The 22755-nt window shown below is 56.6% G+C and carries 22 protein-coding genes; 17 read left to right on the top strand and 5 right to left on the bottom strand.

Translation table 11 applies throughout. The annotated features are described in order from the left end of the window. The first annotated feature begins 182 nt into the window (after window positions 1–182). Window positions 183–419: a DUF2754 domain-containing protein gene (locus BM007_RS08330; RefSeq protein WP_023334666.1), complete on the top strand. Its 237-nt coding sequence runs from the start codon at window positions 183–185 to the stop codon at window positions 417–419. Here the strand turns inward: BM007_RS08330 and ddlA are convergent. Next, entirely contained in the window at window positions 416–1516 is a 1101-nt protein-coding gene (gene ddlA, locus BM007_RS08325) for a D-alanine--D-alanine ligase (RefSeq protein ID WP_090418072.1), read from the bottom strand. The two genes, BM007_RS08330 and ddlA, sit on opposite strands and share 4 nt — an antisense overlap. Window positions 1517–1619: 103 nt before the next feature. On the opposite strand from ddlA, the gene BM007_RS08320 reads away from it, so the two are divergent. The 6 genes from BM007_RS08320 to adrA all read left to right on the top strand — a co-directional run bounded on the left by BM007_RS08320 (window position 1620) and on the right by adrA (window position 7288). After that, on the top strand, window positions 1620–2303 hold the full coding sequence (locus tag BM007_RS08320; RefSeq protein ID WP_032646133.1) for an extensin-like domain-containing protein: 684 nt from the start codon (window positions 1620–1622) through the stop codon (window positions 2301–2303). Window positions 2304–2471: 168 nt separating this feature from the next. After that, on the top strand, window positions 2472–3686 hold the full coding sequence (locus tag BM007_RS08315; RefSeq protein ID WP_090418069.1) for a multidrug efflux MFS transporter: 1215 nt from the start codon (window positions 2472–2474) through the stop codon (window positions 3684–3686). A 210-nt stretch (window positions 3687–3896) separates the two neighbouring features. After that, window positions 3897–4157 carry an anti-adapter protein IraP gene (gene iraP, locus BM007_RS08310; protein WP_024906786.1) on the top strand — a complete coding sequence of 87 codons (261 nt, stop codon included), beginning with the start codon at window positions 3897–3899 and terminating at the stop codon, window positions 4155–4157. Between the two features lie 99 nt (window positions 4158–4256). Beyond that, window positions 4257–5672 (top strand): alkaline phosphatase, encoded by a 1416-nt coding sequence (gene phoA / locus BM007_RS08305; RefSeq protein ID WP_090418067.1) that lies wholly within the window; start codon window positions 4257–4259, stop codon window positions 5670–5672. An 89-nt stretch (window positions 5673–5761) separates the two neighbouring features. Then, window positions 5762–6082, top strand: coding sequence for a phosphate starvation-inducible protein PsiF (gene psiF, locus BM007_RS08300; protein ID WP_023334671.1), 321 nt, complete (start codon window positions 5762–5764; stop codon window positions 6080–6082). A gap of 102 nt (window positions 6083–6184) precedes the next feature. Further along, entirely contained in the window at window positions 6185–7288 is a 1104-nt protein-coding gene (adrA, locus tag BM007_RS08295) for a diguanylate cyclase AdrA (RefSeq protein WP_090418064.1), read from the top strand. Between the two features lie 16 nt (window positions 7289–7304). Here adrA and proC read toward each other — a convergent pair whose 3' ends face one another. Next, window positions 7305–8114: a pyrroline-5-carboxylate reductase gene (gene proC, locus BM007_RS08290; RefSeq protein WP_032646136.1), complete on the bottom strand. Its 810-nt coding sequence runs from the start codon at window positions 8112–8114 to the stop codon at window positions 7305–7307. 97 nt (window positions 8115–8211) lie between these two features. Between proC and BM007_RS08285 the strand changes: the two genes are divergently transcribed. From BM007_RS08285 to ppnP, 5 genes are all read left to right on the top strand, one after another. Next, complete coding sequence (locus BM007_RS08285) at window positions 8212–8670, top strand: YaiI/YqxD family protein (RefSeq protein WP_010428006.1); 459 nt, start codon at window positions 8212–8214, stop codon at window positions 8668–8670. A 143-nt stretch (window positions 8671–8813) separates the two neighbouring features. Beyond that, window positions 8814–9338, top strand: a complete 525-nt coding sequence (aroL, locus tag BM007_RS08280) for a shikimate kinase AroL (RefSeq protein WP_090418061.1) — start codon at window positions 8814–8816, stop codon at window positions 9336–9338. A 44-nt stretch (window positions 9339–9382) separates the two neighbouring features. Continuing rightward, a complete protein-coding gene (yaiA, locus tag BM007_RS08275; protein WP_023334675.1) occupies window positions 9383–9574 on the top strand; it encodes a protein YaiA in 192 nt (63 codons plus the stop codon). A gap of 237 nt (window positions 9575–9811) precedes the next feature. Next, window positions 9812–10489: an AroM family protein gene (locus tag BM007_RS08270; protein WP_024906791.1), complete on the top strand. Its 678-nt coding sequence runs from the start codon at window positions 9812–9814 to the stop codon at window positions 10487–10489. 71 nt (window positions 10490–10560) lie between these two features. Further along, window positions 10561–10848, top strand: a complete 288-nt coding sequence (ppnP, locus tag BM007_RS08265) for a pyrimidine/purine nucleoside phosphorylase (protein WP_008503270.1) — start codon at window positions 10561–10563, stop codon at window positions 10846–10848. 48 nt (window positions 10849–10896) lie between these two features. Here ppnP and rdgC read toward each other — a convergent pair whose 3' ends face one another. Continuing rightward, a complete protein-coding gene (rdgC, locus tag BM007_RS08260; protein ID WP_023310540.1) occupies window positions 10897–11811 on the bottom strand; it encodes a recombination-associated protein RdgC in 915 nt (304 codons plus the stop codon). A gap of 123 nt (window positions 11812–11934) precedes the next feature. Here rdgC and mak point away from each other — a divergent pair, with 123 nt between their 5' ends. Continuing rightward, window positions 11935–12840 carry a fructokinase gene (gene mak, locus BM007_RS08255; protein ID WP_061715887.1) on the top strand — a complete coding sequence of 302 codons (906 nt, stop codon included), beginning with the start codon at window positions 11935–11937 and terminating at the stop codon, window positions 12838–12840. A gap of 66 nt (window positions 12841–12906) precedes the next feature. On the opposite strand, the gene sbcC is transcribed toward mak, so the two are convergent. Together sbcC and sbcD are read right to left on the bottom strand one after the other, a co-directional pair. Next, window positions 12907–16038, bottom strand: coding sequence for an exonuclease subunit SbcC (sbcC, locus tag BM007_RS08250; RefSeq protein ID WP_090418059.1), 3132 nt, complete (start codon window positions 16036–16038; stop codon window positions 12907–12909). After that, a complete protein-coding gene (gene sbcD, locus BM007_RS08245; RefSeq protein ID WP_090418056.1) occupies window positions 16035–17240 on the bottom strand; it encodes an exonuclease subunit SbcD in 1206 nt (401 codons plus the stop codon). The genes sbcC and sbcD overlap by 4 nt, the downstream gene beginning before the upstream one ends. 187 nt (window positions 17241–17427) lie before the next feature. On the opposite strand from sbcD, the gene phoB reads away from it, so the two are divergent. The 4 genes from phoB (at window position 17428) to proY (ending at window position 22618) form a co-directional block, all read left to right on the top strand. Then, the gene (gene phoB, locus BM007_RS08240) at window positions 17428–18117 is read left to right on the top strand and encodes a phosphate response regulator transcription factor PhoB (RefSeq protein ID WP_008503265.1); all 690 of its coding nucleotides are present in this window, start codon (window positions 17428–17430) and stop codon (window positions 18115–18117) included. A 21-nt stretch (window positions 18118–18138) separates the two neighbouring features. Further along, window positions 18139–19434 (top strand): phosphate regulon sensor histidine kinase PhoR, encoded by a 1296-nt coding sequence (phoR, locus tag BM007_RS08235; RefSeq protein ID WP_090418053.1) that lies wholly within the window; start codon window positions 18139–18141, stop codon window positions 19432–19434. 409 nt (window positions 19435–19843) lie between these two features. After that, a complete protein-coding gene (gene brnQ / locus BM007_RS08230) occupies window positions 19844–21163 on the top strand; it encodes a branched-chain amino acid transporter carrier protein BrnQ (RefSeq protein WP_024906795.1) in 1320 nt (439 codons plus the stop codon). Window positions 21164–21244: 81 nt separating this feature from the next. Beyond that, window positions 21245–22618 carry a proline-specific permease ProY gene (proY, locus tag BM007_RS08225; RefSeq protein WP_008503261.1) on the top strand — a complete coding sequence of 458 codons (1374 nt, stop codon included), beginning with the start codon at window positions 21245–21247 and terminating at the stop codon, window positions 22616–22618. The last annotated feature ends 137 nt before the right edge of the window (window positions 22619–22755 follow it).

Here is a 22755-nt window from a genome sequence, read left to right as displayed (position 1 = left end):
ATTTGTCAATATCAGAATCGTGGTAATTTACGCGCCGGAATCCTCCTGGATTGTTGATTTCTGCAGCACATCACAATTTCATGACTTAACTGAAATTGCGTCGCGTTTCAGAATTTCCGTATCTGCCACAGACCTGGCCGTAAATCTGTGAGAGGATGTCTTTTTTTCCTGCCGGAGTTGTTATGAAGCTCACGTCCAAACTACGCCGAGACTGGCACTACTACGCCTTCGCTATCGGGCTGATCTTTATTCTTAACGGTGTTGTGGGCCTGTTGGGGTTTGAGGCAAAAGGCTGGCAAACGTATGCCGTTGGGCTGGTTACCTGGGTGATCAGTTTCTGGCTGGCGGGGTTGATTATCCGCCGTCGTCCTGAAGAGACGACAGCGGATGAGGCGGAGTCGGCGAAGCGCGCCGATTAACCGTTTACGGAACTTTTAAGCGCGCTGTCGGCGGCGTGACGCTCCAGCGCCAGTTCGATCAGGCGGGTGATCAATTCCGGGTAGCTCAGGCCACTTGCCTGCCACAGTTTCGGATACATGCTTATGTTAGTGAACCCCGGCAGCGTATTGATTTCATTGATCACCACCTCGTTTTCCGCCGTCAGGAACACATCCACGCGCGCCATGCCGCAGCAGCCGAGCGTCTGATAAGCGCGAATGGCGATCGCCCGGATCTTATCGTTAACCGCCGGATCGATATCCGCAGGCACGACAACCTGGGCGCCTTTGTCATCAATGTATTTAGTGTCGTACGAGTAGAAGTCGCTGTTTAAGACCACTTCGCCGCAGGTGCTCGCCTGTGGAAAATCGTTGCCCAGCACGGCGCACTCAATTTCACGGCCTTTAATACCCTGCTCAACCACCACTTTATGGTCGAACTCAAACGCCAGGCGGACGGCCTGCGTGAACTCAGCTTCGCTGGTCACTTTGCTGACGCCCACGGAGGAGCCCTGGTTTGCAGGCTTCACAAACAGCGGCACACCCAGCTCTCCGCTAATTTGCGCGAAGCTGTGTTTGTCGCGGTTGGCGCGGGTGAGGGTCACGAATGGTGCAATGTTCAGCCCGGCATCGCGCAGCAGGCGTTTGGTGACGTCTTTGTCCATGCATGCGGCAGAGCCGAGGACGTCCGAGCCGACGAACGGCAGGTTGGCCATGCGCAGCATTCCCTGCAGGGAACCATCTTCCCCCAGTGTGCCGTGAACGATAGGGAAGACAACGTCGATCTGGGCGAGAGCCTGTGCATTGCCGGCGTCGATAAGCTGCCCCTTCACGACGCCGGGTACGGTGGCGACGCTTACTTCCGAAGGATTAAGGGCGATGTGTGCCGGATCGTGAGCATTCAGCAGATACTGGCTGGCATCGTTAACGTGCCACTGGCCCTGTTTATCAATGCCCAGCAGCACCACGTCGAAGCGGCTTTTATCGATCGCATCAACGATATTTTTGGCCGATTGCAATGACACTTCGTGCTCAGCTGATTTTCCCCCAAAGACAATACCTACGCGCTGCTTAGCCATCTCACTCTCTTCCAGTCTGACGAAAAGCCAATAACATACCACGATGCCCGGCGGGTTTCGCGGCCTTCTGCCATAATGTTTTGGGGAATGTTGAGGGGGGAGAGTGAAAGGAAAAACGCTGCTGACCGTATTTATCATTTTGGCCATCGCAACGGTGGGTTACCGCTGGTTGCCGCCTTACTACAACCCTTTCATGCCGCTGACGCTTGACGACCCGCCGGGCCGAATCACCCAGTATAAGCTTCGGCGCTTAACCCCCGAGGCGTGCGCGAGCCTGCTTTCGCAGGCTAACCAAAGAGATCTCATCCGCACCCAGCCGGTGGCTGACAGTGGCGGCGCGTGTCCGCTTAATAACGTTGTACGCGTGCGTGACTTCGGTCCGGTCGGCCTGAACAGCAGTTTTCTCGCCAGCTGTCCGCTGGCGCTCAGCTCAGCCCTCTTTATCAGCCAGCAGGCCCGGCCGCTGACAAAACGCTATACGGGCAGCGACCTGGCGCGTATCGATCATCTCGGCAGCTTTGCCTGCCGCAATATTTACCACCGCCCTGACGCGCGACGCAGTGAACATGCTACGGCTGAGGCGCTGGATATTGCCGCTTTTCGTCTGGCGAACGGTGAACGCGTCACGGTGCTGAATGGCTGGAAGGCGGCAACAACGCAGCCATGGCTGAAGGCCATGCTGGCGGCGAGCTGCGGCTACTACGGAAACGGCCTGGGGCCGGAGTATAACGCGGCGCATGCCAACCATTTTCATCTGGGCATGCGCGGTTTCGGACTCTGTCGGTGAAGCATAATATTCCGCCAGAAAATGGATGAATTGTGACTTATTTCACAAATATGATGACTGGGAAGATAAAACACCAAAGTCAGTCAGGCCGCATCTCTGGTGCGACGTCAAAACGCGTAACTTGCTAATCTGACGGCGAATTCGCCTAAAAATGAAGACTATTTCTTTATGGAATCCTGGAAAGTTAATCTCATCTCGGTCTGGTTCGGCTGCTTCTTCACCGGGTTGGCCATCAGCCAGATCCTGCCGTTCCTGCCGCTGTACGTCTCGCAGCTGGGGGTGACTTCGCATGAAGCGCTCTCCATGTGGTCCGGTCTGACGTTCAGCGTCACGTTTCTGGTCTCCGCCATTGTGTCACCGATGTGGGGCAGCCTGGCGGATCGGAAAGGCCGAAAACTGATGCTGCTGCGCGCCTCGCTCGGGATGGCGATTGCCATTCTGCTGCAGGCCTTCGCCACCAACGTCTGGCAGCTGTTTTTCCTGCGCGCGGTGATGGGGCTGACATCCGGGTACATTCCGAATGCCATGGCGCTGGTCGCCTCTCAGGTGCCGCGCGAGCGTAGCGGCTGGGCGCTGAGTACGCTTTCCACGGCACAGATCAGCGGCGTCATCGGCGGTCCGCTGCTGGGGGGCTTTCTGGCGGACCACGTCGGACTGCGCGCGGTATTTATCATCACTGCGGTTCTGCTGGTGGTCAGTTTTCTGGTGACGCTCTTTCTTATTAAAGAGGGGGGCCGTCCGGTTATCAGTAAATCTGAACGCCTCAGCGGCAAGGCCGTCTTCGCCTCGCTGCCCTATCCGGGACTGATGATCAGCCTGTTTGTGACCACCATGGTGATCCAGCTTTGTAACGGTTCGGTCGGTCCGATTCTGGCGCTGTTTATCAAGTCGATGGAGCCGGATAGCACCAATATCGCTTTTCTGAGCGGCATGATTGCCGCCGTGCCGGGCGTATCCGCCCTGATTTCCGCGCCGCGTCTGGGAAAACTGGGTGACAGGATCGGCACGGCGCGCATCCTGATGGCGACGCTGATCTTGGCGGTGGTACTCTTCTTCGCGATGTCGTTTGTCACCTCTCCGCTTCAGCTTGGGGTATTGCGATTTCTGCTTGGGTTCGCTGATGGCGCCATGTTGCCTGCGGTGCAGACCCTGCTGGTTAAATATTCCAGCGACCAGGTGACGGGGCGTATTTTTGGATATAACCAGTCATTTATGTATCTGGGGAATGTTGCCGGTCCGCTTATTGGCGCATCCGTTTCCGCGATGGCCGGTTTTCGCTGGGTATTTGCGGCGACAGCGATTGTTGTTTTAATCAATATTATCCAGCTGGCTATTGCGCTGCGACGCCGCAGACAAATGGCGGAGGCCAAATCGGCGAGATAACAATTTCGCAGATGTATTATATATTCTTATGGTCGCCGCATTTTTATATAACAAAATGCGGCTTCTTTTTATAGAAAAACGTTTCGATCACGGCGCTGCCTCTTTATTTCTGTTCCTGTGTCACTTTTGCATACCATAATTAATATCTTCTCTTTGCAATATGGATTCAGAGTGATAACGTCAGACAAAACTGAAAAAGGAACTGGCACGATGAAAAACCTCATTGCTGAATTGCTGGTTAAGCTGGCACAAAAGGAAGAAGAGTCAAAAGAGCTGGTGGCTCAGGTCGAAGCGCTTGAAATTGTCGTCACCGCGCTGCTGCGACAAATGGCAAAAACCGATCAACAGGCGTTGATAGAGAGCGTGGAAGGTGCGCTGGACAGCGTCAGGCCTGAATCGCAGGTTCCGGTTGAGGATGCCGAGATGCTCCACCAGTACGTAAAGAAGCTGTTAAGGCATCCGCGCAGCTAAACCGTCACAGGACGTAACGACGTGTCATAGAATTGTCATGCAGGATGCCTATAGTCGCTCTGTTTTTATTTTTATGTATTTGTACATGGAGAAAATAAATTGAAACAGAGCGCACTTTTCATTGCATTACTTCCCCTGTTAATTACCCCTGCCATTTATGCTGATACGACGCAAACCAGCGTGCTGGATAATCGTGCGGCAAAAGGGGATATCACCCAGCCTGGCGGCGCGCGCCGTTTATCAGAAGATCAAACTGCCGCTATTCGCGCTTCGCTGAATGATAAGCCGGCGAAAAATATTATTCTGCTGATTGGCGATGGAATGGGCGATTCCGAAATCACGGCGGCGCGAAATTATGCCGAGGGAGCGGGCGGCTTTTTTAAAGGTATCGACGCCTTACCACTGACCGGACAATATACCCATTACGCGCTGGATAAAAAAACCGGTAAACCGGATTACGTAACGGACTCCGCGGCCTCTGCCACGGCGTGGTCCACCGGCGTGAAAACCTATAATGGCGCGCTGGGCGTGGATATTCACGAAAAAGATCATCAAACCCTTCTGGAGATGGCAAAAGCGGCGGGCCTGGCGACCGGCAACGTCTCCACCGCTGAACTCCAGGATGCAACGCCCGCGGCGCTGGTGGCGCACGTTACATCGCGTAAATGCTACGGCCCGTCAGTGACCAGCGAAAAATGCCCAACGAATGCGCTGGAAAAAGGCGGCAAAGGCTCGATTACGGAACAGCTGCTGAACGCGCGTCCTGACGTGACCCTGGGCGGCGGCGCGAAAACCTTCGCGGAAACCGCGACGGCGGGCGAGTGGCAGGGCAAAACGCTGCGCGAGCAGGCGCAGGCTCGCGGCTATCAGCTGGTGAGTGACGCAAATGCTCTGGCGGCGATAAGCGAGGCGAACCAGGACAAGCCGCTGCTGGGGCTGTTCTCTGACGGCAACATGCCCGTGCGCTGGGAAGGACCAAAAGCCTCGTATCACGGCAACATCGATCAGCCTGCGGTGACCTGTACGCCGAACCCGAAACGTACGGACAGCATTCCGACGCTGGCGGCGATGACCGATAAAGCGATCTCTCTTTTGAGCAAGAGCGAAAAAGGGTTCTTCCTGCAGGTTGAGGGCGCGTCGATTGATAAACAGGATCATGCTGCGAATCCGTGCGGTCAGATTGGTGAAACCGTCGATCTGGACGAAGCGGTGCAGAAGGCGCTCGCGTTCGCGAAAAAAGACGGTAACACCCTGGTGATCGTCACCGCGGACCATGCGCACGCCAGCCAGATCATTCCGCCAGATACCAAAGCCCCTGGCTTGACGCAGGCGCTGAACACCAAAGATGGCTCCGTCATGGTGATGAGCTACGGCAACTCTGAAGAAGAGTCCATGGAGCACACGGGCACCCAGCTGCGCATTGCCGCCTACGGTCCGCATGCGGCCAACGTGGTAGGCCTGACGGATCAAACGGATCTGTTCTACACCATGAAGGCGGCGCTGGGTCTGAAATGATAAAATCCCGGCGGAAATCACATCTGTCGGCTGGTTTTTTTCCTGTCACGAACCAGACTTACAGGGAATGTTCACAAAAGGATGGTGCAATGAAAACAACATTACTGGTTACTCTGCTCTCCGGCCTGTTCCTGGTCGCCTCGGCGAACGCGGAAGAGAAAACGTTAACGCCGCAGCAGCAGCGTATGACCACCTGTAATCAACAGGCGACGTCTCAGAGTCTGAAGGGCGATGCTCGCAAGACCTACATGAGCGACTGCCTCAAAAACGGCGCCGCGAAGCCGGCTGAAAAAAGCCTGACCCCGCAGCAGCAAAAAATGCGCGAGTGTAATGCGAAGGCAACCGAACAGTCCCTGAAAGGGGACGACCGCAGCAAGTTCATGAGTGCCTGCCTGAAGAAAAAAGTGTAGTTCTAACGGGTGAGCGGCTCCGGCGGCTCACCCGAAATTTCATACTTTCCCCGCAGACCCCCTCTCTATAATTTGGGAAAATGTTTCAGAATATTCCCAAAAATGATGAATGATGAAACGTATTACAACAAAAAGCGCATTCGGGAAGAGTGGAATTTAACCCTTTCTCAGGATGACCCTCACCGCGCCGGCATTCAGTTTGCCCGGCGAGTTAGGCTGGCGCGCGCCGTGGGGCTGGCGGCGATGTTTTTCCCGGTTTCGGGAATGCTGGTCACCCATTTTTTACCCGGAGGCTGGTGGCTTTTACTGGTGGGGTGGTCGTTCGTCTGGCCCCATTTCGCCTGGCAGCTATCCTGCCGGGCCACGTCACCTCATCAGCAGGAAACTTTCAATCTTAAAGTTGATGCCATTATTGCCGGGCTCTGGATCGGCGTGATGGGGATGAATGCGTTACCCACGGCAGCGCTGGTGATGATGGTGGGGATGAATATGATGGGCTCCGGGGGCTGTCGTCTGTTCATCCCGGGGATCGCGTTGACGCTGCTCTCCGCGCTGGTGATCCTGCCACTCGTCGGGAAGGTGGCCGTCTTCAACCCCGACCCCGTGGAGTGGGGCTTAACACTGCCTGTTCTCGTATTTTATCCTATGCTGTTTGCCTGGCTCAGCCACCGCACTGCCGTCAGGCTTGCGGAGCACAAGCAGCGGCTGGAAATGATGAGCACCCGCGACGGCATGACCGGGGTCTTTAACCGTCGACACTGGGAAATGCTGTTGCGAAATGAATTTGAGCATTGTCGGCGCGACCACAGCACGGCCACGATACTGCTGATTGATATCGACCACTTTAAAAACATCAACGACACCTGGGGGCACGACGTGGGCGACGAGGCGATCATTGCTATTACGCGCCAGCTCCAGCGGTCAGTACGGTCAGGCGATGCTATCGGCCGGTTTGGTGGGGATGAGTTTGCGGTGATCATGTCCCAGACAGCAGCGGAAAGCGCCATCGCCGTGATGTCGCGGTTGCATGAGCGGCTGGAAAACCTGACGTTACCGTGCGCGCCAAAAGAAGCGCTGCGCATCAGCGTAGGCGTTGCCCCCTGGGGACCGCAGTTTGGACATTATCGGGAATGGCTGAAGGCGGCTGACGTGGCGCTGTACAGGGCGAAAAATGCCGGGCGCGGCCGCACCGAAGTGGCGGCCTGACGCCCGATGGAGAGTATCAGGATTTACTCAGCTTCTCTGATTTTTCCATGCATTTTGCCATCGCTTCAATGACCGCCGAGCGGAACCCGCGCTCTTCCAGCACCCGCACCGCTTCGATGGTGGTACCGCCCGGGGAGCAGACCATATCTTTCAGCTCACCCGGGTGTTTGCCGGTTTCCAGCACCATTTTGGCGGAGCCCATGACGGCCTGCGCGGCGAACTTATACGCCTGCGCGCGCGGCATTCCGCCAAGCACGGCGGCGTCGGCCATCGCTTCTAAAAACATGAATACATAGGCAGGGGCTGAGCCACTCACGCCGACCACCGGATGGATCATCGATTCGGCAATCACTTCAGCTTCACCAAAGCAGCGGAAAATGTTCAGCACATCGGCCACTTCTTCCGTGGTCACCAGCGCGTTAGGCGTGACGGAGGTCATGCCGGCGTTGACCAGCGAAGGGGTGTTGGGCATCGCGCGGATGATTTTACGATCGTGACCCAGGGCGCGCGCCAGCTGATCGAGCGTGACGCCCGCGGCAATCGACACGACCAGCGTCTCTTTGTTCAGGCTGGAGGTGATATCGCTCAGCACTTTGATCATGATGTTCGGCTTGACGGCGCCAAAGACGATATCGGCGACCTGGGCCACTTCCTGCGCGCTTTCGGCAGCGTTGATCCCGTACTGATCGCGCAATGCGGCGACCTTGTCCGGTGACGGGGTATAGACCCAAATCTGACCCGGCAGCACCTGCCCGCTGGCGATCAGACCGCCCAGGATGGCTTTGCCCATGTTACCGCAGCCGATAAACCCGATTTTCTTGTCCATCACGATTCTCCGTCATTATGCGTTGTTTTCTCTGATTGATAGCTTAACAACGAAATGCAGGCGACAATAGTCGACAGAGTCATTATGGGGAGACAATATGGCGATTTGGGTTGATGCGGACGCGTGTCCGAATGTGATTAAAGAGATTTTATTTCGCGCCGCCGAGCGCGTTCAGATGCCGCTAACGCTGGTGGCAAACCAGAACATTCGCGTACCGCCTTCGCGGTTCATCCGCTCTTTGCGCGTGCCGGCCGGGTTCGACGTGGCGGATAACGAAATTGTTCGCCTGTGCAGCGCGGAGGATCTGGTGATCACGGCGGATATTCCGCTGGCCGCTGAAGTGCTCGAGAAAGGGGCGGCGGCGCTCAATCCGCGCGGGGAGCGTTACTCGCCTTCGACCATTCGGGAAAAGCTCACCATGCGCGATTTTATGGATACGATGCGGGCCAGCGGCGTGCAGACCGGTGGACCGGACAGCTTGTCCCAGCGCGATCGCCAGCAGTTCGCTGCCGAACTGGATAAATGGCTGCTGGAAGTGAAGCGCCGCACAGCGTAATGATAATTATTGTCAATTTGTGGTACAGTGTGGCCTCCACAGGGTTGTCATCCCGTACCGCTTTGCAGTAAAGTAAACGAAACATCTTCTGCAATTATTTCTTTACACTCTTCAGCCATTCGGCATCAAGGGGAACACCTGGCATGACCCAACCCATCTTTTTAGTTGGCCCCCGCGGCTGTGGGAAAACCACCGTTGGCCTGGAGCTGGCACGCGTGTGTCATCGCCAGTTTGTTGATACCGACCACTGGCTGCAAACCGAGGCCGGAAAAACCATCGCTGAGATTGTTGAGCAAGAGGGATGGGAGAGCTTTCGCGCACGCGAAACCGCCGCACTGAAAGCGGTCACTACCCCGTCTTCCGTGATCGCCACCGGGGGTGGCATTGTTCTGGCGGAGTGTAATCGTCACTTTATGCGCGAAAAGGGGATCGTGATTTATCTCAGTGCGCCGGTGTCGGCTCTGGTCGGGCGTCTGGAAGCTTTTCCGGAAGAGGGGCAACGCCCTGCGCTGACCTCCAGGCCTCTCAACGAAGAGGTGAGTGAAGTGCTGGCCGAACGCGATGCGTTATACCGCGAAGCGGCTCACCACGTGGTGGATGCGTCAGCCACTCCCGAAGACGTTGTGATTCAGATTATTACCGCCCTGCGTTTGGCGTGTGCCAGCTAAGCGGCGTCTATACTTATAGCTCAGACATAAAAAAAGGATGAGCTATGCCAACCAGACCTCCCTATCCGCGTGAAGCGCGCATTGTTACCGTTGAAAAAGGCCATACGGGTCATACCGTGACCTGGTATCAACTGCGTGCGGATCACCCAAAACCGGACTCGCTGATCAGTGAACACGAGACTGAGCAGGAAGCGCTGGATGCGAAACGGCGCTATGAAGATCCCGACATAACCTGAATGTTTTCCTAAACGCTCCAGGATCGTGCCTGAATCACACTTTTTACTCATCGGCAAAGTTAAGCAGGAGTTAATATTTAGTTATTACAAGTAACTCCGGTATCGGCAGGCGATCTTTACATTTCGATGTCGGGATCACCTGCTACGCTTGGTGCTGTTTTGTTGAAAAAATGAACTGTGCAGCGTAGTGAGCCTGTACCTGTGTACACGATGTTGGAGTAATGGAAGGCGATAAAAATGAAGGCAACGTTGGCGATCCTCACCATTGGTGTGGTCCCTGTAAGCGAAGTGTTACCGCTCTTAACCGAGCACGTATCTGAACAACAGATAACGCATCTCAGCCTGCTGGGGAAGATGAGTCGGGAAGAGGTCATGGAAGACTACGCTGTCGAGGCGGGGGAGGATCCCCTGGCGACGTTATTAAGTGACGGTAAACTGGCGCACGTTTCGCGCCAGAAAATCGAGCGCTCGCTGCAGGGCGTGATAGAAGTGCTCGATAATCAAGGATATGACGTTATTTTGCTGATGAGTACTGCCCCCATTAAAGGTCTCACGGCGCGTAATGCGATTTTGCTGGAACCGATGCGCATCATTCCGCCGCTGGTGGCCTCTATCGTTGATGGTCATCAGGTGGGGGTGATTGTTCCCATTGAGGAGCTCATGGATAACCAGGAGGCAAAATGGCACGTGCTGGAAAAAGTGCCCTTGTATGCGCTGGCAAATCCGTTCTGGGACAGTGACGCTAAACTCATTGCTGCCGGGAAGGAACTGCTGGAGAGAGGGGCAGATGTCTTGATCCTGGACTGCCTGGGGTTCCACCAGCATCATCGTGATTTGCTGCAAAAAGCGCTGGATGTGCCGGTGCTGTTATCCAACGTTCTGATGGCTCGCCTGGCCTCGGAACTCCTCATGTAATGATTTTGCGTGACAGGTGATGAGCATGGCCCCTATAGTGAATTTTTATCTAAAAATATAAGGGCCAGTTCATGCTTCAGAGTAACGAATACTTTTCCGGTAAAGTGAAATCCATTGGTTTTACCAGCAGCAGCACTGGCCGCGCCAGTGTCGGCGTAATGGCGGAAGGGGAATACACCTTTGGCACCGCGGAAGCGGAAGAAATGACGGTGGTCAGCGGCGCGCTGAACGTCCTGCTGCCGGGTGAAACGGAATGGAAAGTTTACGCTGCCGGGCAAGTTTTCAACGTCCCTGGCCACAGCGAATTTCATTTGCAGGTGGCTGAGCCTACCTCTTATCTGTGCCGCTACCTGAAATAAAAAATTAGCCGGGTGGCGCTAACGCTTACCCGGCCTACGTTTTACCCGTTATCTCTGCGCTTCGCCGCCGAGACCTTCCACCAGATTCTGAATCAACGCGGCCAGCTCGCCGGTCATCAGGATGAAGTCAGCGTCAAAACGCTGGGCGTAATCTTCCCGGTCGATATCTTCGTTCTGATCGCGCAGCTCGTCGCAGAACTTCAGACGCTTCACTGAACCGTCGTCGCACATCACGAACTGAATACGTTGCTGCCAGTCGAGCGCCAGCTTGGTGACCACTTTACCCGCTTCAATGTGTACGGCGATCTCGTCGCTGACCAGATCCTGCTTCTTCGCGCGGATTACGCCGCCATCTTCCAGCAGGGCTTTCAGCTCGGCTTCATCTAGGATCTGGAAACCCTGTGCCGCAGCACCGCTGCGTACCCATTCGGTCAGCGTTAACTCAATTGGCGTTTCCAGCGCCAGCGGAACGACCGGTAACGAGCCGATGCTCTTACGCAGCAGGGCCAGCGTATCTTCTGCTTTCTTGGCGCTGGCGCAGTCCACCATGATCAGCCCGTTAACGGTGTCGATCCACATCATGGTCTGGCTGAAGCGGCTGAAGGCGCGCGGCAGCAGAGAGTGCAGCACTTCGTCTTTCAGCGAATCTTTTTCGGTCTTTTTCAGCTTGCGGCCCTGCTCGGCTTCCAGCTTGAAAATTTTCGCCTCGAGCGCCTGCTTAACCACCGGCGTCGGCAGGATTTTCTCTTCTTTACGGGCGCAGACGATGATTTGACCCGTGCTGCTGGCGTGGGTCAGTGCATCGCTTTGTGAACCCATTGGCGGAACCCAACCGGTTTTCGCCATATCCTGGCTACCGCAAGGGGAAAAGGTATAAGCGGCTAACTGTTTTTCCATCTCTTCTGCACGCAGCGAAACGTCGCGGCTGAGACGGTAAACCATCAAATTTTTGAACCACAGCATGATAATTTCCACGGCCTTGTCGTTAAATCAGCGGGCATGATAACGAATTGTCGCATCGCTTGCATTGCTAATCGGGAAGCGTGCTTCTACTCTGTTGATAATCAAAATAATGAGGAGAGTCTTGTGCGTATTGGGATCGATTTGGGCGGCACCAAAACAGAAGTTATCGCACTGAGCGAGCAGGGGGAGCAGCTGTTTCGCCACCGTCTGCCGACGCCGCGCGATGATTATCACCAGACTATCGAGACGATTGCCAGGCTGGTTGAGATGGCAGAGCAGGCGACTGGGCAAACTGGCAGCGTCGGGATGGGGATCCCGGGGTCGATCTCGCCGTATACCGGCGTGGTTAAAAATGCTAACTCCACCTGGCTCAACGGCCAGCCGTTTGATAAAGATTTAAGCGCGCGTCTGAACCGGGACGTGCGTCTGGCCAACGATGCCAACTGCCTGGCGGTCTCTGAGGCCATCGACGGCGCGGCAGCGGGTGCCCAGACCGTGTTTGCCGTTATTATCGGCACTGGCTGCGGCGCGGGGGTGGCGTTCGGGGGGCGCGCCCATATCGGCGGCAACGGCACGGCGGGCGAGTGGGGACACAACCCGCTGCCGTGGATGGATGAAGACGAGCTTAAATACCGCGCTGAAGTTCCGTGCTACTGCGGAAAACAGGGCTGTATCGAGACGTTTATCTCCGGCACCGGGTTTGCGACCGACTACCACCGTTTGAGCGGCCAGCCGCTCAAGGGCAACGAAATCATGCGTCTGGTCGAAGAACAGGATCCTGTCGCCGAACTGGCGCTTAGCCGCTACGAAATGCGGCTGGCGAAATCGCTGGCCCACGTGGTGAATATTCTCGATCCTGACGTGATAGTGCTGGGTGGCGGCATGAGCAACGTCGATCGGCTTTACGCCACGGTGCCGAACCTGGTGAAACAGTGGGTCTTCGGCGGTGAATGCGAAACCCCGATCCGCAAAGCGCTGCACGGGGACTCCAGCGGCGTGCGCGGCGCGGCGTGGTTATGGCCAGAATAAACGTTTATTCCCTCTCCCTGTGGGAGAGGGTTAGGGTGAGGGCATCAGACCGCACGATCACCCCATTCATTCCACCGCAAACACCTTATCCAGCCTGCTATACCCCAGGCCGTTGATCTTCTTCACCTTAATCTGCACCGGAATGCGCTCTTTCATCGCCTCTACGTGGCTGATCACGCCGATGGTTTTCCCGGTGGCGTTCAGCGCGTCGAGCGCATCCAGCGCGGTATCCAGCGTCTCACTGTCGAGCGTGCCGAACCCTTCATCCAGGAACAGGGAATCGATCCGCGTCTTATGACTCACCAGATCGGAAAGGGCCAGCGCCAGCGCCAGGCTGACCAGGAAGCTTTCACCGCCCGAGAGCGTACGGGTATCGCGAACCGCATCCGCCTGCCAGGTATCGACCACTTCCAGCTCCAGCGCGTCGCTGGCCTTACGCTGCAGCAGATAACGCCCGTGCAGACGGTTAAGCTGCTGGTTTGCGAGCCAGACAAGATTGTCCAGCGTCAGCCCCTGGGCGAACTTACGGAACTTGTCGCCGGTGCTGGAGCCGATCAGCGCGTTCAGGTACCCCCAGTCGTCCGCCTGGCGCGCGGCCTCTTCAATTTGCTGCATCAACGCCAGCTGGTGCTGACGGTTATCGCTGTCCTGCTTAAGCTGCTGGCGGATCTCGCCCTGATGCGTGGTGTTCTCGCGCAGCCGCTGCGCCAGCTGCTGCAGCTGGCTTTGCAGCGCAGGTGCATCGGCGTCGAGCCCTTCCGGCCGCAGCGCCAGATGAGCCTGCAGCTGCTGGTTAGCCTGGCCGGAAAGGGCCGCGGCCTGCTGTATCTGGCTTTCCAGCGACTGTTTCAGCTGTTCGAGGTGGCGAATAGCGTCGTCATCCAACAGCGCGGCAAGGAACGCGTCCCGATCGGCAAAGCAGCTTGCCGAGAGCGCCGCGGTGAACTGCGTCTGCGACTGCTGCAGACGCTCTTGCTCCAGCGTCTCCTGCTGCTGTTGCGCGGTCTGCTGGCTCTGTAGCGACACGCACTCGTCGTGGATGTCGCGCCAGTTATCAGGAATAACCGGTTCGGCGTCTGCGCTGTTCGTTGCCGGAAGCGCGTCGAGCAGCGGCTTCAGGGCGTTTATGCGTTCCTGAAGCACGCCGTGCTGCGTTTGCTTCTCCTGCCACTGCGAGAATTCCGCTTCGCGGGCGTGCAGCCAGGAGGCTTCATTTCCGTCTTCAGGTACGTTGAGTGATAGCGAGAGCAGGGCGTGTTCCAGCGCCTGGCGCGCGGTAGTCAGCTGCTGCTGATACTGTCGCTCCTGCGCTTCCTGCTCGTTCAACTGGTTTTGCAGGGTCAGACGCTGGCTGAGCTGATAAAGTTGGCGCTCGTACTGTTCCTGCTCGTTCATCCATGGCGTGATATCGTCCTGAATATTCAACGCTATATTCAGGGAAGCACAGGCCTCGATCCACTCTTTAGTGAGTGCTTGCTCTTCCTGAGAGAGCGTCTGAACTTCGTCTGTCTCGCGCTGGATCTGCTGAGCCAGGGCATTAACCTGTCCCAGCACCAGCAGGCCTTCCTCTTTAAGCGCGGCGACCTCTTTTTCCAGGGCATCACGGCGGCGCTGGTTATCCGTCAGCTCAAGCGACTGGTATTGCTCAACGGCGGGATGCTCGCTGGAGCCGCACAGCGGACAGGGTTTGCCGGCCTCAAGCCGGGCACGATAGCTTTCCAGGTCTTTAATCGTCGCTTCGCGTTCGCACAGGGCCTTCAGGTCCAGATAGTGCTGGTGTTTCTCTTTGTACTGCTGGCGGCGCAGCGTCAGCGTTTCATTGAGTTTATTTTGTTCGGCCTGGGCCTTCTGCACGCTTTCACCGCTCTGGTGCAGGCGCTTTTGCAGCGGCTGATAGCGGGCATGCAGCGACGTTAGCCGCTGGCGCAGCGTGCGTGACCGGGACTGCTGCTCCATGGCCGCGCTGACCTCATCCGCCGTCAGGGTCAGCGCATTTTCCGGCATCTCAGCCAGCCTGTTGCGTAATTCACTCATCCGCGCAGCAAGCGAGGCTAACTGCGTTTTATCGCGGTTAAGCTGCGAGAACTGGGCGCGCCAGCCGGCAATCTCCTGGCCCAGCAGCCGATAGCGCTCGTGCTCCGCCAGCCACTGCGCCAGCGCCGTCAGTTCGGTCTGAAGCTGTTCGTGGTTACGCAGGGCGGCATTGCGGATACGTGAACGCAGCGCGGTTCTGGCTTGTAAGCGAGTATTTACTTCGATAATTCGCTGCTGTGTCTGTGCCAGACGCGCGGTTTGCTCCTGCTGATGTTCCCAGAGCGGTCGAAGCTGGGCGGCGGGCAGAGCAAGCTGGAGCTTTGCCAGCTCTGGCGCAGCGTTCGTCAGCGCCTGTTGCACCTGCTGCTGCGTCGCGGTGACGCGCTGTTGCTCGTGCACGAGCTCATCATGACGCGTAAGCCACTGAAAATCTTTCTGCTGGCTTTGCTGCTGAACCAGCAGGGTTTTCTCTTCGTCAGTAAGTGCCTGCAAACTTTGCTGTAACTGCTGCTGCTGTTCTTCGCTCAACAGCACGACGCCCGCCGCCTGCGCCTCGCACTTTTCAAGCACGCTGCGGGCGGCTTTATGTTTTTCAAACACCATGGCGGAAATCTGGCCGTAGATCTCGGTGCCGGTCAGCTCTTCCAGCAGCTCGGCACGATCGCTCGGTTTGGCATTAAGGAAGGCGGCAAACTGCCCCTGTGACAGCAGCATCGAGCGGGTAAAGCGCCCGTAGTCCAGCCCGGTGAGCGCGGCGGTTTGCTCCAGCTTATCCGACACTTTGTCGGCCAGGATTTTGCCATCTTCACAGCGCGCCAGCTCCACGCGCGGCGCCTGCAGGTTCCCGTCCGGCTGGTTGCGGGCCCGGTTCTGGCTCCAGAAGGCGCGATAGGCAGTGCCTTTTACCTCGAACTCCACTTCTGCCAGGCATTCGGCGGTGTCGCGTGTCATCAGATCGTTTTGCGCCTGAGAGACCTTCTGTAGTCGCGGCGTTTCGTGATAAAGCGCCAGACAGATGGCGTCGAGCAGGGTAGTTTTACCTGCCCCGGTCGCGCCGGTGATGGCAAACAGCCCGTTGCTGGCAAACGGCTCAGCGGTAAAATCAATTTTCCACTCGCCCTTGAGGGAGTTAAGATTTTTCAGTCGCAGGCTCAAAATTTTCACGCGTTTTCTTCCTCATCATTGAGCGCATGCAGGGTATGGCTGAACAGTTCGCTGAGCCTTGCGCGCTTCGCCTCGTCGATTTCCTCCTGCGAGAGTCTGCGTTCAAACACCTCTTCGACCCCCAGTTCACTGAGCGTTTCGCGTTGAGCGCTTAACAGGATTTTCTCGCGCTGCTCGCGACTGCGGCGCACCAGCAAGACTTCTACCGGCAAATCTTCGGTCAGCGCCTGGATTTTTCGCTGCATATCGTGCAGGTAGTCGTCGGTGGTGATTTCGATGTCCAGCCAGATGGGGGGATCTTGCTCGACGCCGCGCCACTGCTCCAGCTGGGCGGTGATGGCATCGAGATCGCCTTTCAGCACGGCCAGCGGTTGAGTTACGGGCACCTCCAGCGTGTCGACGGCGCTGAGTTTTCCGTCGGAGAAGGTCACCAGATGTACGGATTTGGCTTTGCCCGTTTCGTCAAAGCTGAGCGAAAGGGGGGAGCCGCAGTAGCGGATGTGCTCGCAGCCGCCAATAACCTGCGCGCGGTGGATATGCCCGAGCGCAATATAGTCGGCTGGCGGGAAGTTCTGCGCCGGAAAGGCATCCAGCGTGCCGATATAGATGTCACGCACGGCGTCACTTTTACTGGCCCCGACGGTGGTGAGATGCCCGGTCGCAATCACCGGAATAGGCTGTTCACCCCGCAGGGCACTGGCTTCGGCGTGCTGCTGGTGGTAATAGTCTGTGATGGCCTGTAACAGATGTTGCTGCTTTTCTGCACCCGACAGCCCCGCCTGGCTTTGCACGATGTCCCGCGGACGTAAAAACGGTATCGGACACAGCACAGCGCCCTGCGAGCCGTCGCGTTTTTTCAGGATCTGTGGGGCGTGCCCGGCGCTGGCGACCACGGTGGTATTGAGAAATGCCAGGATGTCGCGGGATTCATTGAGCGTGGCGACGGAATCATGGTTGCCGGCGACAATCACCAGGTGACAGCCGGTTTGCTGCAGATTCACCACGAAGCGGTTATACAGCTCACGCGCATAGCTGGGGGGCGAGCCAGTATCAAAGATGTCACCCGCCACAATAATCGCGTCCACCTCGTGCGTCCGGGCCGTTTCCAGCAGCCAGTTCAGGAACGCTTCATGTTCAGCCGCACGGCTTTTACTGTAAAAATTTTGACCCAGATGCCAGTCCGAGGTGTGAAGTATGCGCATAGCTGATCCGTGGCAAAAAAGAGAAAGCAGGATTATAAACGTTCAGAGACGGGAAAATAACCGCTGTAATAAAACAACGGTTTGCCCGTTATCGTGGTACTGTTTTTCATAAATCTGTCATAAATCTGACGCATAATGGCGCCGAATTACAAACTTGTAACTTAAATAAGATAAGACAGGGCAAAGTATGGCGAGACGTATTCTGGTCGTAGAAGATGAAGCTCCAATTCGTGAAATGGTGTGCTTCGTGCTCGAGCAAAACGGTTTCCAGCCGGTTGAAGCGGAAGATTATGACAGCGCAGTGAACCAGCTGAATGAACCCTGGCCCGATCTGATTCTGCTGGACTGGATGTTGCCTGGCGGCTCCGGACTGCAGTTTATCAAACACCTGAAGCGTGAGGCGCTGACCCGCGACATCCCGGTTGTGATGCTCACGGCGCGCGGAGAAGAAGAGGATCGCGTGCGCGGTCTTGAGACCGGTGCGGACGATTACATTACCAAACCGTTCTCCCCCAAAGAGCTGGTCGCCCGCATTAAAGCCGTGATGCGCCGTATTTCGCCGATGGCGGTGGAAGAGGTGATTGAGATGCAGGGGCTGAGCCTTGATCCCACCTCACACCGCGTGATGACCGGTGAAAATCCCCTCGACATGGGGCCTACCGAATTTAAACTCCTGCACTTCTTTATGACCCACCCGGAACGCGTGTACAGCCGCGAGCAGTTGCTGAATAACGTCTGGGGAACTAACGTGTATGTCGAAGACCGGACGGTTGACGTACATATTCGCCGCCTGCGAAAAGCACTGGAACTGAGCGGCCACGATCGCATGGTGCAGACGGTCCGCGGCACGGGTTATCGTTTTTCTACCCGTTTCTGAACAATGACAGGAGTGTGACGCGTGCTGGAACGTCTGTCATGGAAAAGGCTCGTCTTTGAACTGATCTTATGCTGTATTCCGGCCTTCCTTCTTGGGGCCTTTCTTGGACACCTGCCGTGGTTTCTGCTGGCGTCGGTCACCGGGCTGCTGATCTGGCATTTCTGGAACCTGCTGCGCCTCTCCTGGTGGCTGTGGGTTGACCGAAGTATGACGCCGCCGCCGGGAAGCGGCAGCTGGGAGCCGCTGCTGTACGGTCTGCATCAGATGCAGATGCGTAATAAAAAGCGTCGCCGCGAGCTGGGAAGCCTGATTAAGCGTTTTCGCAGCGGTGCAGAGTCGCTGCCGGATGCCGTGATTCTGACAACCGAAGAAGGGACGATCTTCTGGTGTAACGGCCTGGCGCAACAGCTGCTGGGCCTGCGCTGGCCGGATGACAACGGTCAAAATATCCTCAACCTTCTGCGTTATCCCGAGTTTACGCTGTACCTGAAAAAGCGTGATTTTACCCGTCCGCACAATCTGAAGCTCAATAATGGTCGCCATCTGGAGATCCGCGTGATGCCCTACAGCGATAAGCAGTGGCTAATGGTGGCGCGCGATGTCACCCAAATGCACCAGCTGGAAGGGGCGCGTCGCAACTTCTTCGCCAACGTCAGTCACGAACTGCGAACCCCGTTGACCGTGCTGCAGGGCTACCTGGAGATGATGCAGGAGCAAACGCTGGAAGGCGCGCCGCGTGAAAAAGCGCTGCACACCATGCGCGAGCAAACGCACCGGATGGAAGGGCTGGTGAAGCAGCTGCTGACGCTCTCGAAGATTGAAGCGGCGCCAACGCTGGCGCTAAATGACACCATTGATGTCCCGATGATGCTGCGGGTCGTGGAGCGTGAAGCGCAGACGTTAAGCCACAAAAAGCATCACCTGACCTTTGAGGTCGACAGTACGCTGAAGGTGCTGGGCAGCGAAGATGAACTGCGTAGCGCCATTTCCAACCTGGTGTATAACGCGGTGAATCATACGCCTGAGGGGACAAATATCGTGGTGCGCTGGCACCATGCCCCAACGGGGGCGGAGTTTAGCGTGGAAGACAATGGGCCGGGGATCGCGCCGGAGCACATTCCGCGTCTGACCGAGCGCTTTTACCGTGTGGATAAAGCGCGATCCCGGCAGACGGGCGGAAGCGGCCTGGGGCTGGCAATTGTGAAACACGCGGTGAATCACCATGAAAGCCGTCTCGATATTCAGAGTACGCTGGGTAAAGGAACCCGTTTCAGTTTCGTTATTCCGGAACGATTAATTGCCAAAAAGATCGCCTGACGGCAGGCGTGTCATTTTACCTTTCCACGGGTCAGCCATCGCTGGCCCGTTTGCTTTGCAGTCAAGCGAAACGCGGATGAATTTTATACGGCTGTCTGTTTTTTGTTCGCATGATTAGCCATGGGTTTTTCTTATAAACAGCGTATTATTCTAACGTGTATTTTCATACTGGCATATTGTTCTGGTTTTGCGATCCCACCTTGCCTTTAAACGTTATAAGCGTTTAAATTGCGCCCCAGATACTGTCAGACCGACTGTATTTGCGTGGTAAATCGAAAAACTATTCTTCTCCACGCCAGGACGGGAGCATTTCCCGCTGAAATTGAGCAAATTTTCGGCTGTATCGTCCCGTCAGGGATATCGAAAATCTCAATGTTTTCAACACCACATCCACAGGCAGTAAGGTTTTATGACCCATCACTTAAAATCGCGTGACATCATCGCGCTGGGCTTTATGACATTTGCGCTGTTCGTTGGCGCAGGCAACATCATTTTCCCTCCAATGGTTGGCCTACAGGCGGGTGAACACGTCTGGACCGCCGCGTTTGGTTTCCTGATTACTGCCGTGGGTCTGCCGGTTCTCACCGTCGTCGCGCTGGCGAAAGTCGGTGGCGGTGTGGATAGCCTTAGCACCCCGATTGGTAAAGTGGCGGGCGTTCTGCTGGCAACCGTCTGCTATCTGGCCGTTGGCCCGCTGTTTGCGACCCCGCGTACGGCCACCGTTTCCTTCGAAGTGGGTATTGCTCCTCTGACCGGTGACGGCGCGATGCCGCTGTTTATCTACAGCCTGATCTACTTCGCGATCGTGATTCTGGTTTCCCTCTATCCGGGCAAACTGCTGGATACCGTGGGTAACTTCCTGGCTCCGCTGAAAATTGTGGCGCTGATTGTTCTGGCGGTAGCGGCCATCGTCTGGCCAGCGGGCCCGATTAGCGATGCGATGGACGCCTATAAAAACGCCGCGTTCTCTAACGGCTTTGTGAACGGCTACCTGACGATGGATACGCTGGGCGCCATGGTGTTTGGTATCGTTATCGTTAACGCCGCGCGTTCCCGCGGTGTGACCGAAGCGCGCCTGCTGACCCGCTATACCATCTGGGCTGGCCTGATGGCCGGTGTGGGTCTGACGCTGCTGTATCTGGCGCTGTTCCGTCTGGGCTCCGACAGCGCCATGCTGGTCGATCAGAACGCCAACGGTGCGGCTATCCTGCACGCCTACGTTCAGCACACCTTCGGCGGTGCGGGCAGTATGCTGCTGGCGGCACTCATCTTCCTGGCCTGTCTGGTCACCGCGGTTGGCCTGACCTGCGCCTGCGCAGAGTTCTTTGCACAGTATCTGCCGCTCTCTTACCGCACCCTGGTGTTTATCCTCGGCATCTTCTCTATGGCGGTGTCAAACCTCGGTCTGAGCCACCTGATTCAGGTCTCTATTCCGGTGCTGACGGCGATTTATCCGCCGTGCATCGTGCTGGTGGTGTTGAGCTTTACTCGCCCGTGGTGGAACAACTCTTCACGAATTATTGCGCCAGCCATGTTTATCAGCCTGATTTTTGGTATCCTTGACGGAATTAAAGCATCAGCTTTCGCGCACATACTGCCGGCATGGACACAGCGTCTGCCGCTGTCCGAGCAGGGTCTGGCCTGGCTGATGCCTACCGTTGTTGCACTGGTTCTGGCCATTATCTGGGACCGTGCTGCAGGGCGTCAGGTCGCATCGAACGCCCATTAATCAACGGCAACAAACTGTTTAACCACGGGGCTTAAGGCCCCGTGGTTTTTTGTTTTTTTCGTGTTGAATGGCAAGATTTAAATGGAAAGCACTAACAAACTTAAACGTGGATTGAGCACGCGCCACATCCGCTTTATGGCGCTGGGCTCTGCTATCGGCACCGGTCTTTTTTATGGCTCGGCAGATGCCATCAAAATGGCCGGTCCCAGCGTGCTGCTGGCGTACATCATCGGCGGCGTGGCGGCGTATATCATTATGCGCGCCCTCGGCGAAATGTCGGTTCACAACCCGTCTGCCAGCTCATTCTCCCGCTACGCGCAGGAAAACCTCGGCCCGCTGGCCGGGTTTATCACCGGCTGGACCTACTGCTTTGAAATCCTGATCGTGGCGATTGCCGACGTGACGGCGTTTGGCATCTATATGGGCGTCTGGTTCCCGGCGGTGCCGCACTGGATATGGGTGCTGAGCGTGGTGCTGATCATTTGCGCCGTCAACCTGATGAGCGTGAAGGTGTTCGGTGAGCTGGAGTTCTGGTTCTCCTTCTTCAAGGTCGCCACCATCATCATCATGATTGTGGCCGGTTTTGGCATCATCATCTGGGGAATCGGCAACGGCGGGCAGCCGACCGGCATCCATAACCTCTGGAGCAACGGCGGCTTCTTCAGCAACGGCTGGCTCGGTATGGTCATGTCGCTCCAGATGGTCATGTTCGCCTACGGCGGTATCGAGATTATCGGTATTACCGCCGGGGAAGCGAAAGATCCGGAGAAGTCTATTCCGCGCGCGATCAACTCGGTGCCGATGCGTATTCTGGTGTTCTATGTGGGTACGCTGTTTGTGATCATGTCCATTTACCCGTGGAACCAGGTGGGCACCAACGGTAGCCCGTTTGTTCTGACCTTCCAGCATATGGGGATTGCGTTTGCCGCCAGCATTCTGAACTTTGTGGTGCTGACCGCGTCGCTCTCCGCGATCAACAGTGACGTCTTTGGCGTGGGCCGTATGCTGCACGGCATGGCGGAGCAGGGCAGTGCGCCGAAGGTGTTCGCCAAAACCTCACGCCGCGGCACGCCGTGGGTGACCGTTGTGGTGATGACCGTGGCGTTGCTGTTCTCGGTTTACCTGAACTACATCATGCCGGAGAACGTCTTCCTGGTGATTGCATCGCTGGCGACTTTCGCGACGGTGTGGGTGTGGATCATGATCCTGCTGTCGCAGATTGCCTTCCGCCGTCGCCTGTCGCCGGATGAGGCGAAAGCGCTGAAGTTCAAAGTACCGGGTGGCGTTGCGACGACCGTCGTCGGGCTGATCTTCCTGGTGTTTATCATTGGCCTGATTGGCTACCATCCGGATACCCGCATTTCCCTGTACGTGGGCTGCGCGTGGATCGTCCTGCTGCTGGTGGGCTGGGTGTTTAAATGCCGCCGCGACCGTCAGCTGGCAGAAGCGCAGTAATCTTTTTTCTCCCTCTCCCTGTGGGAGAGGGTTGGGGGGAGGGCATCAGGCCGCACTGATGCCTCCTCCTCCTTTCTCCTCCCCCAATAATCCCGATCGTGATGAGCTATCCTTAACCACCCTGTGGCAAGGTGACG

Source organism: Enterobacter sp. NFIX59, assembly GCF_900113755.1.
In the GTDB taxonomy this organism is placed as follows: Bacteria; Pseudomonadota; Gammaproteobacteria; order Enterobacterales; family Enterobacteriaceae; genus Enterobacter; species Enterobacter pseudoroggenkampii.
This window is presented reverse-complemented; position numbering and strand designations above follow the sequence as displayed.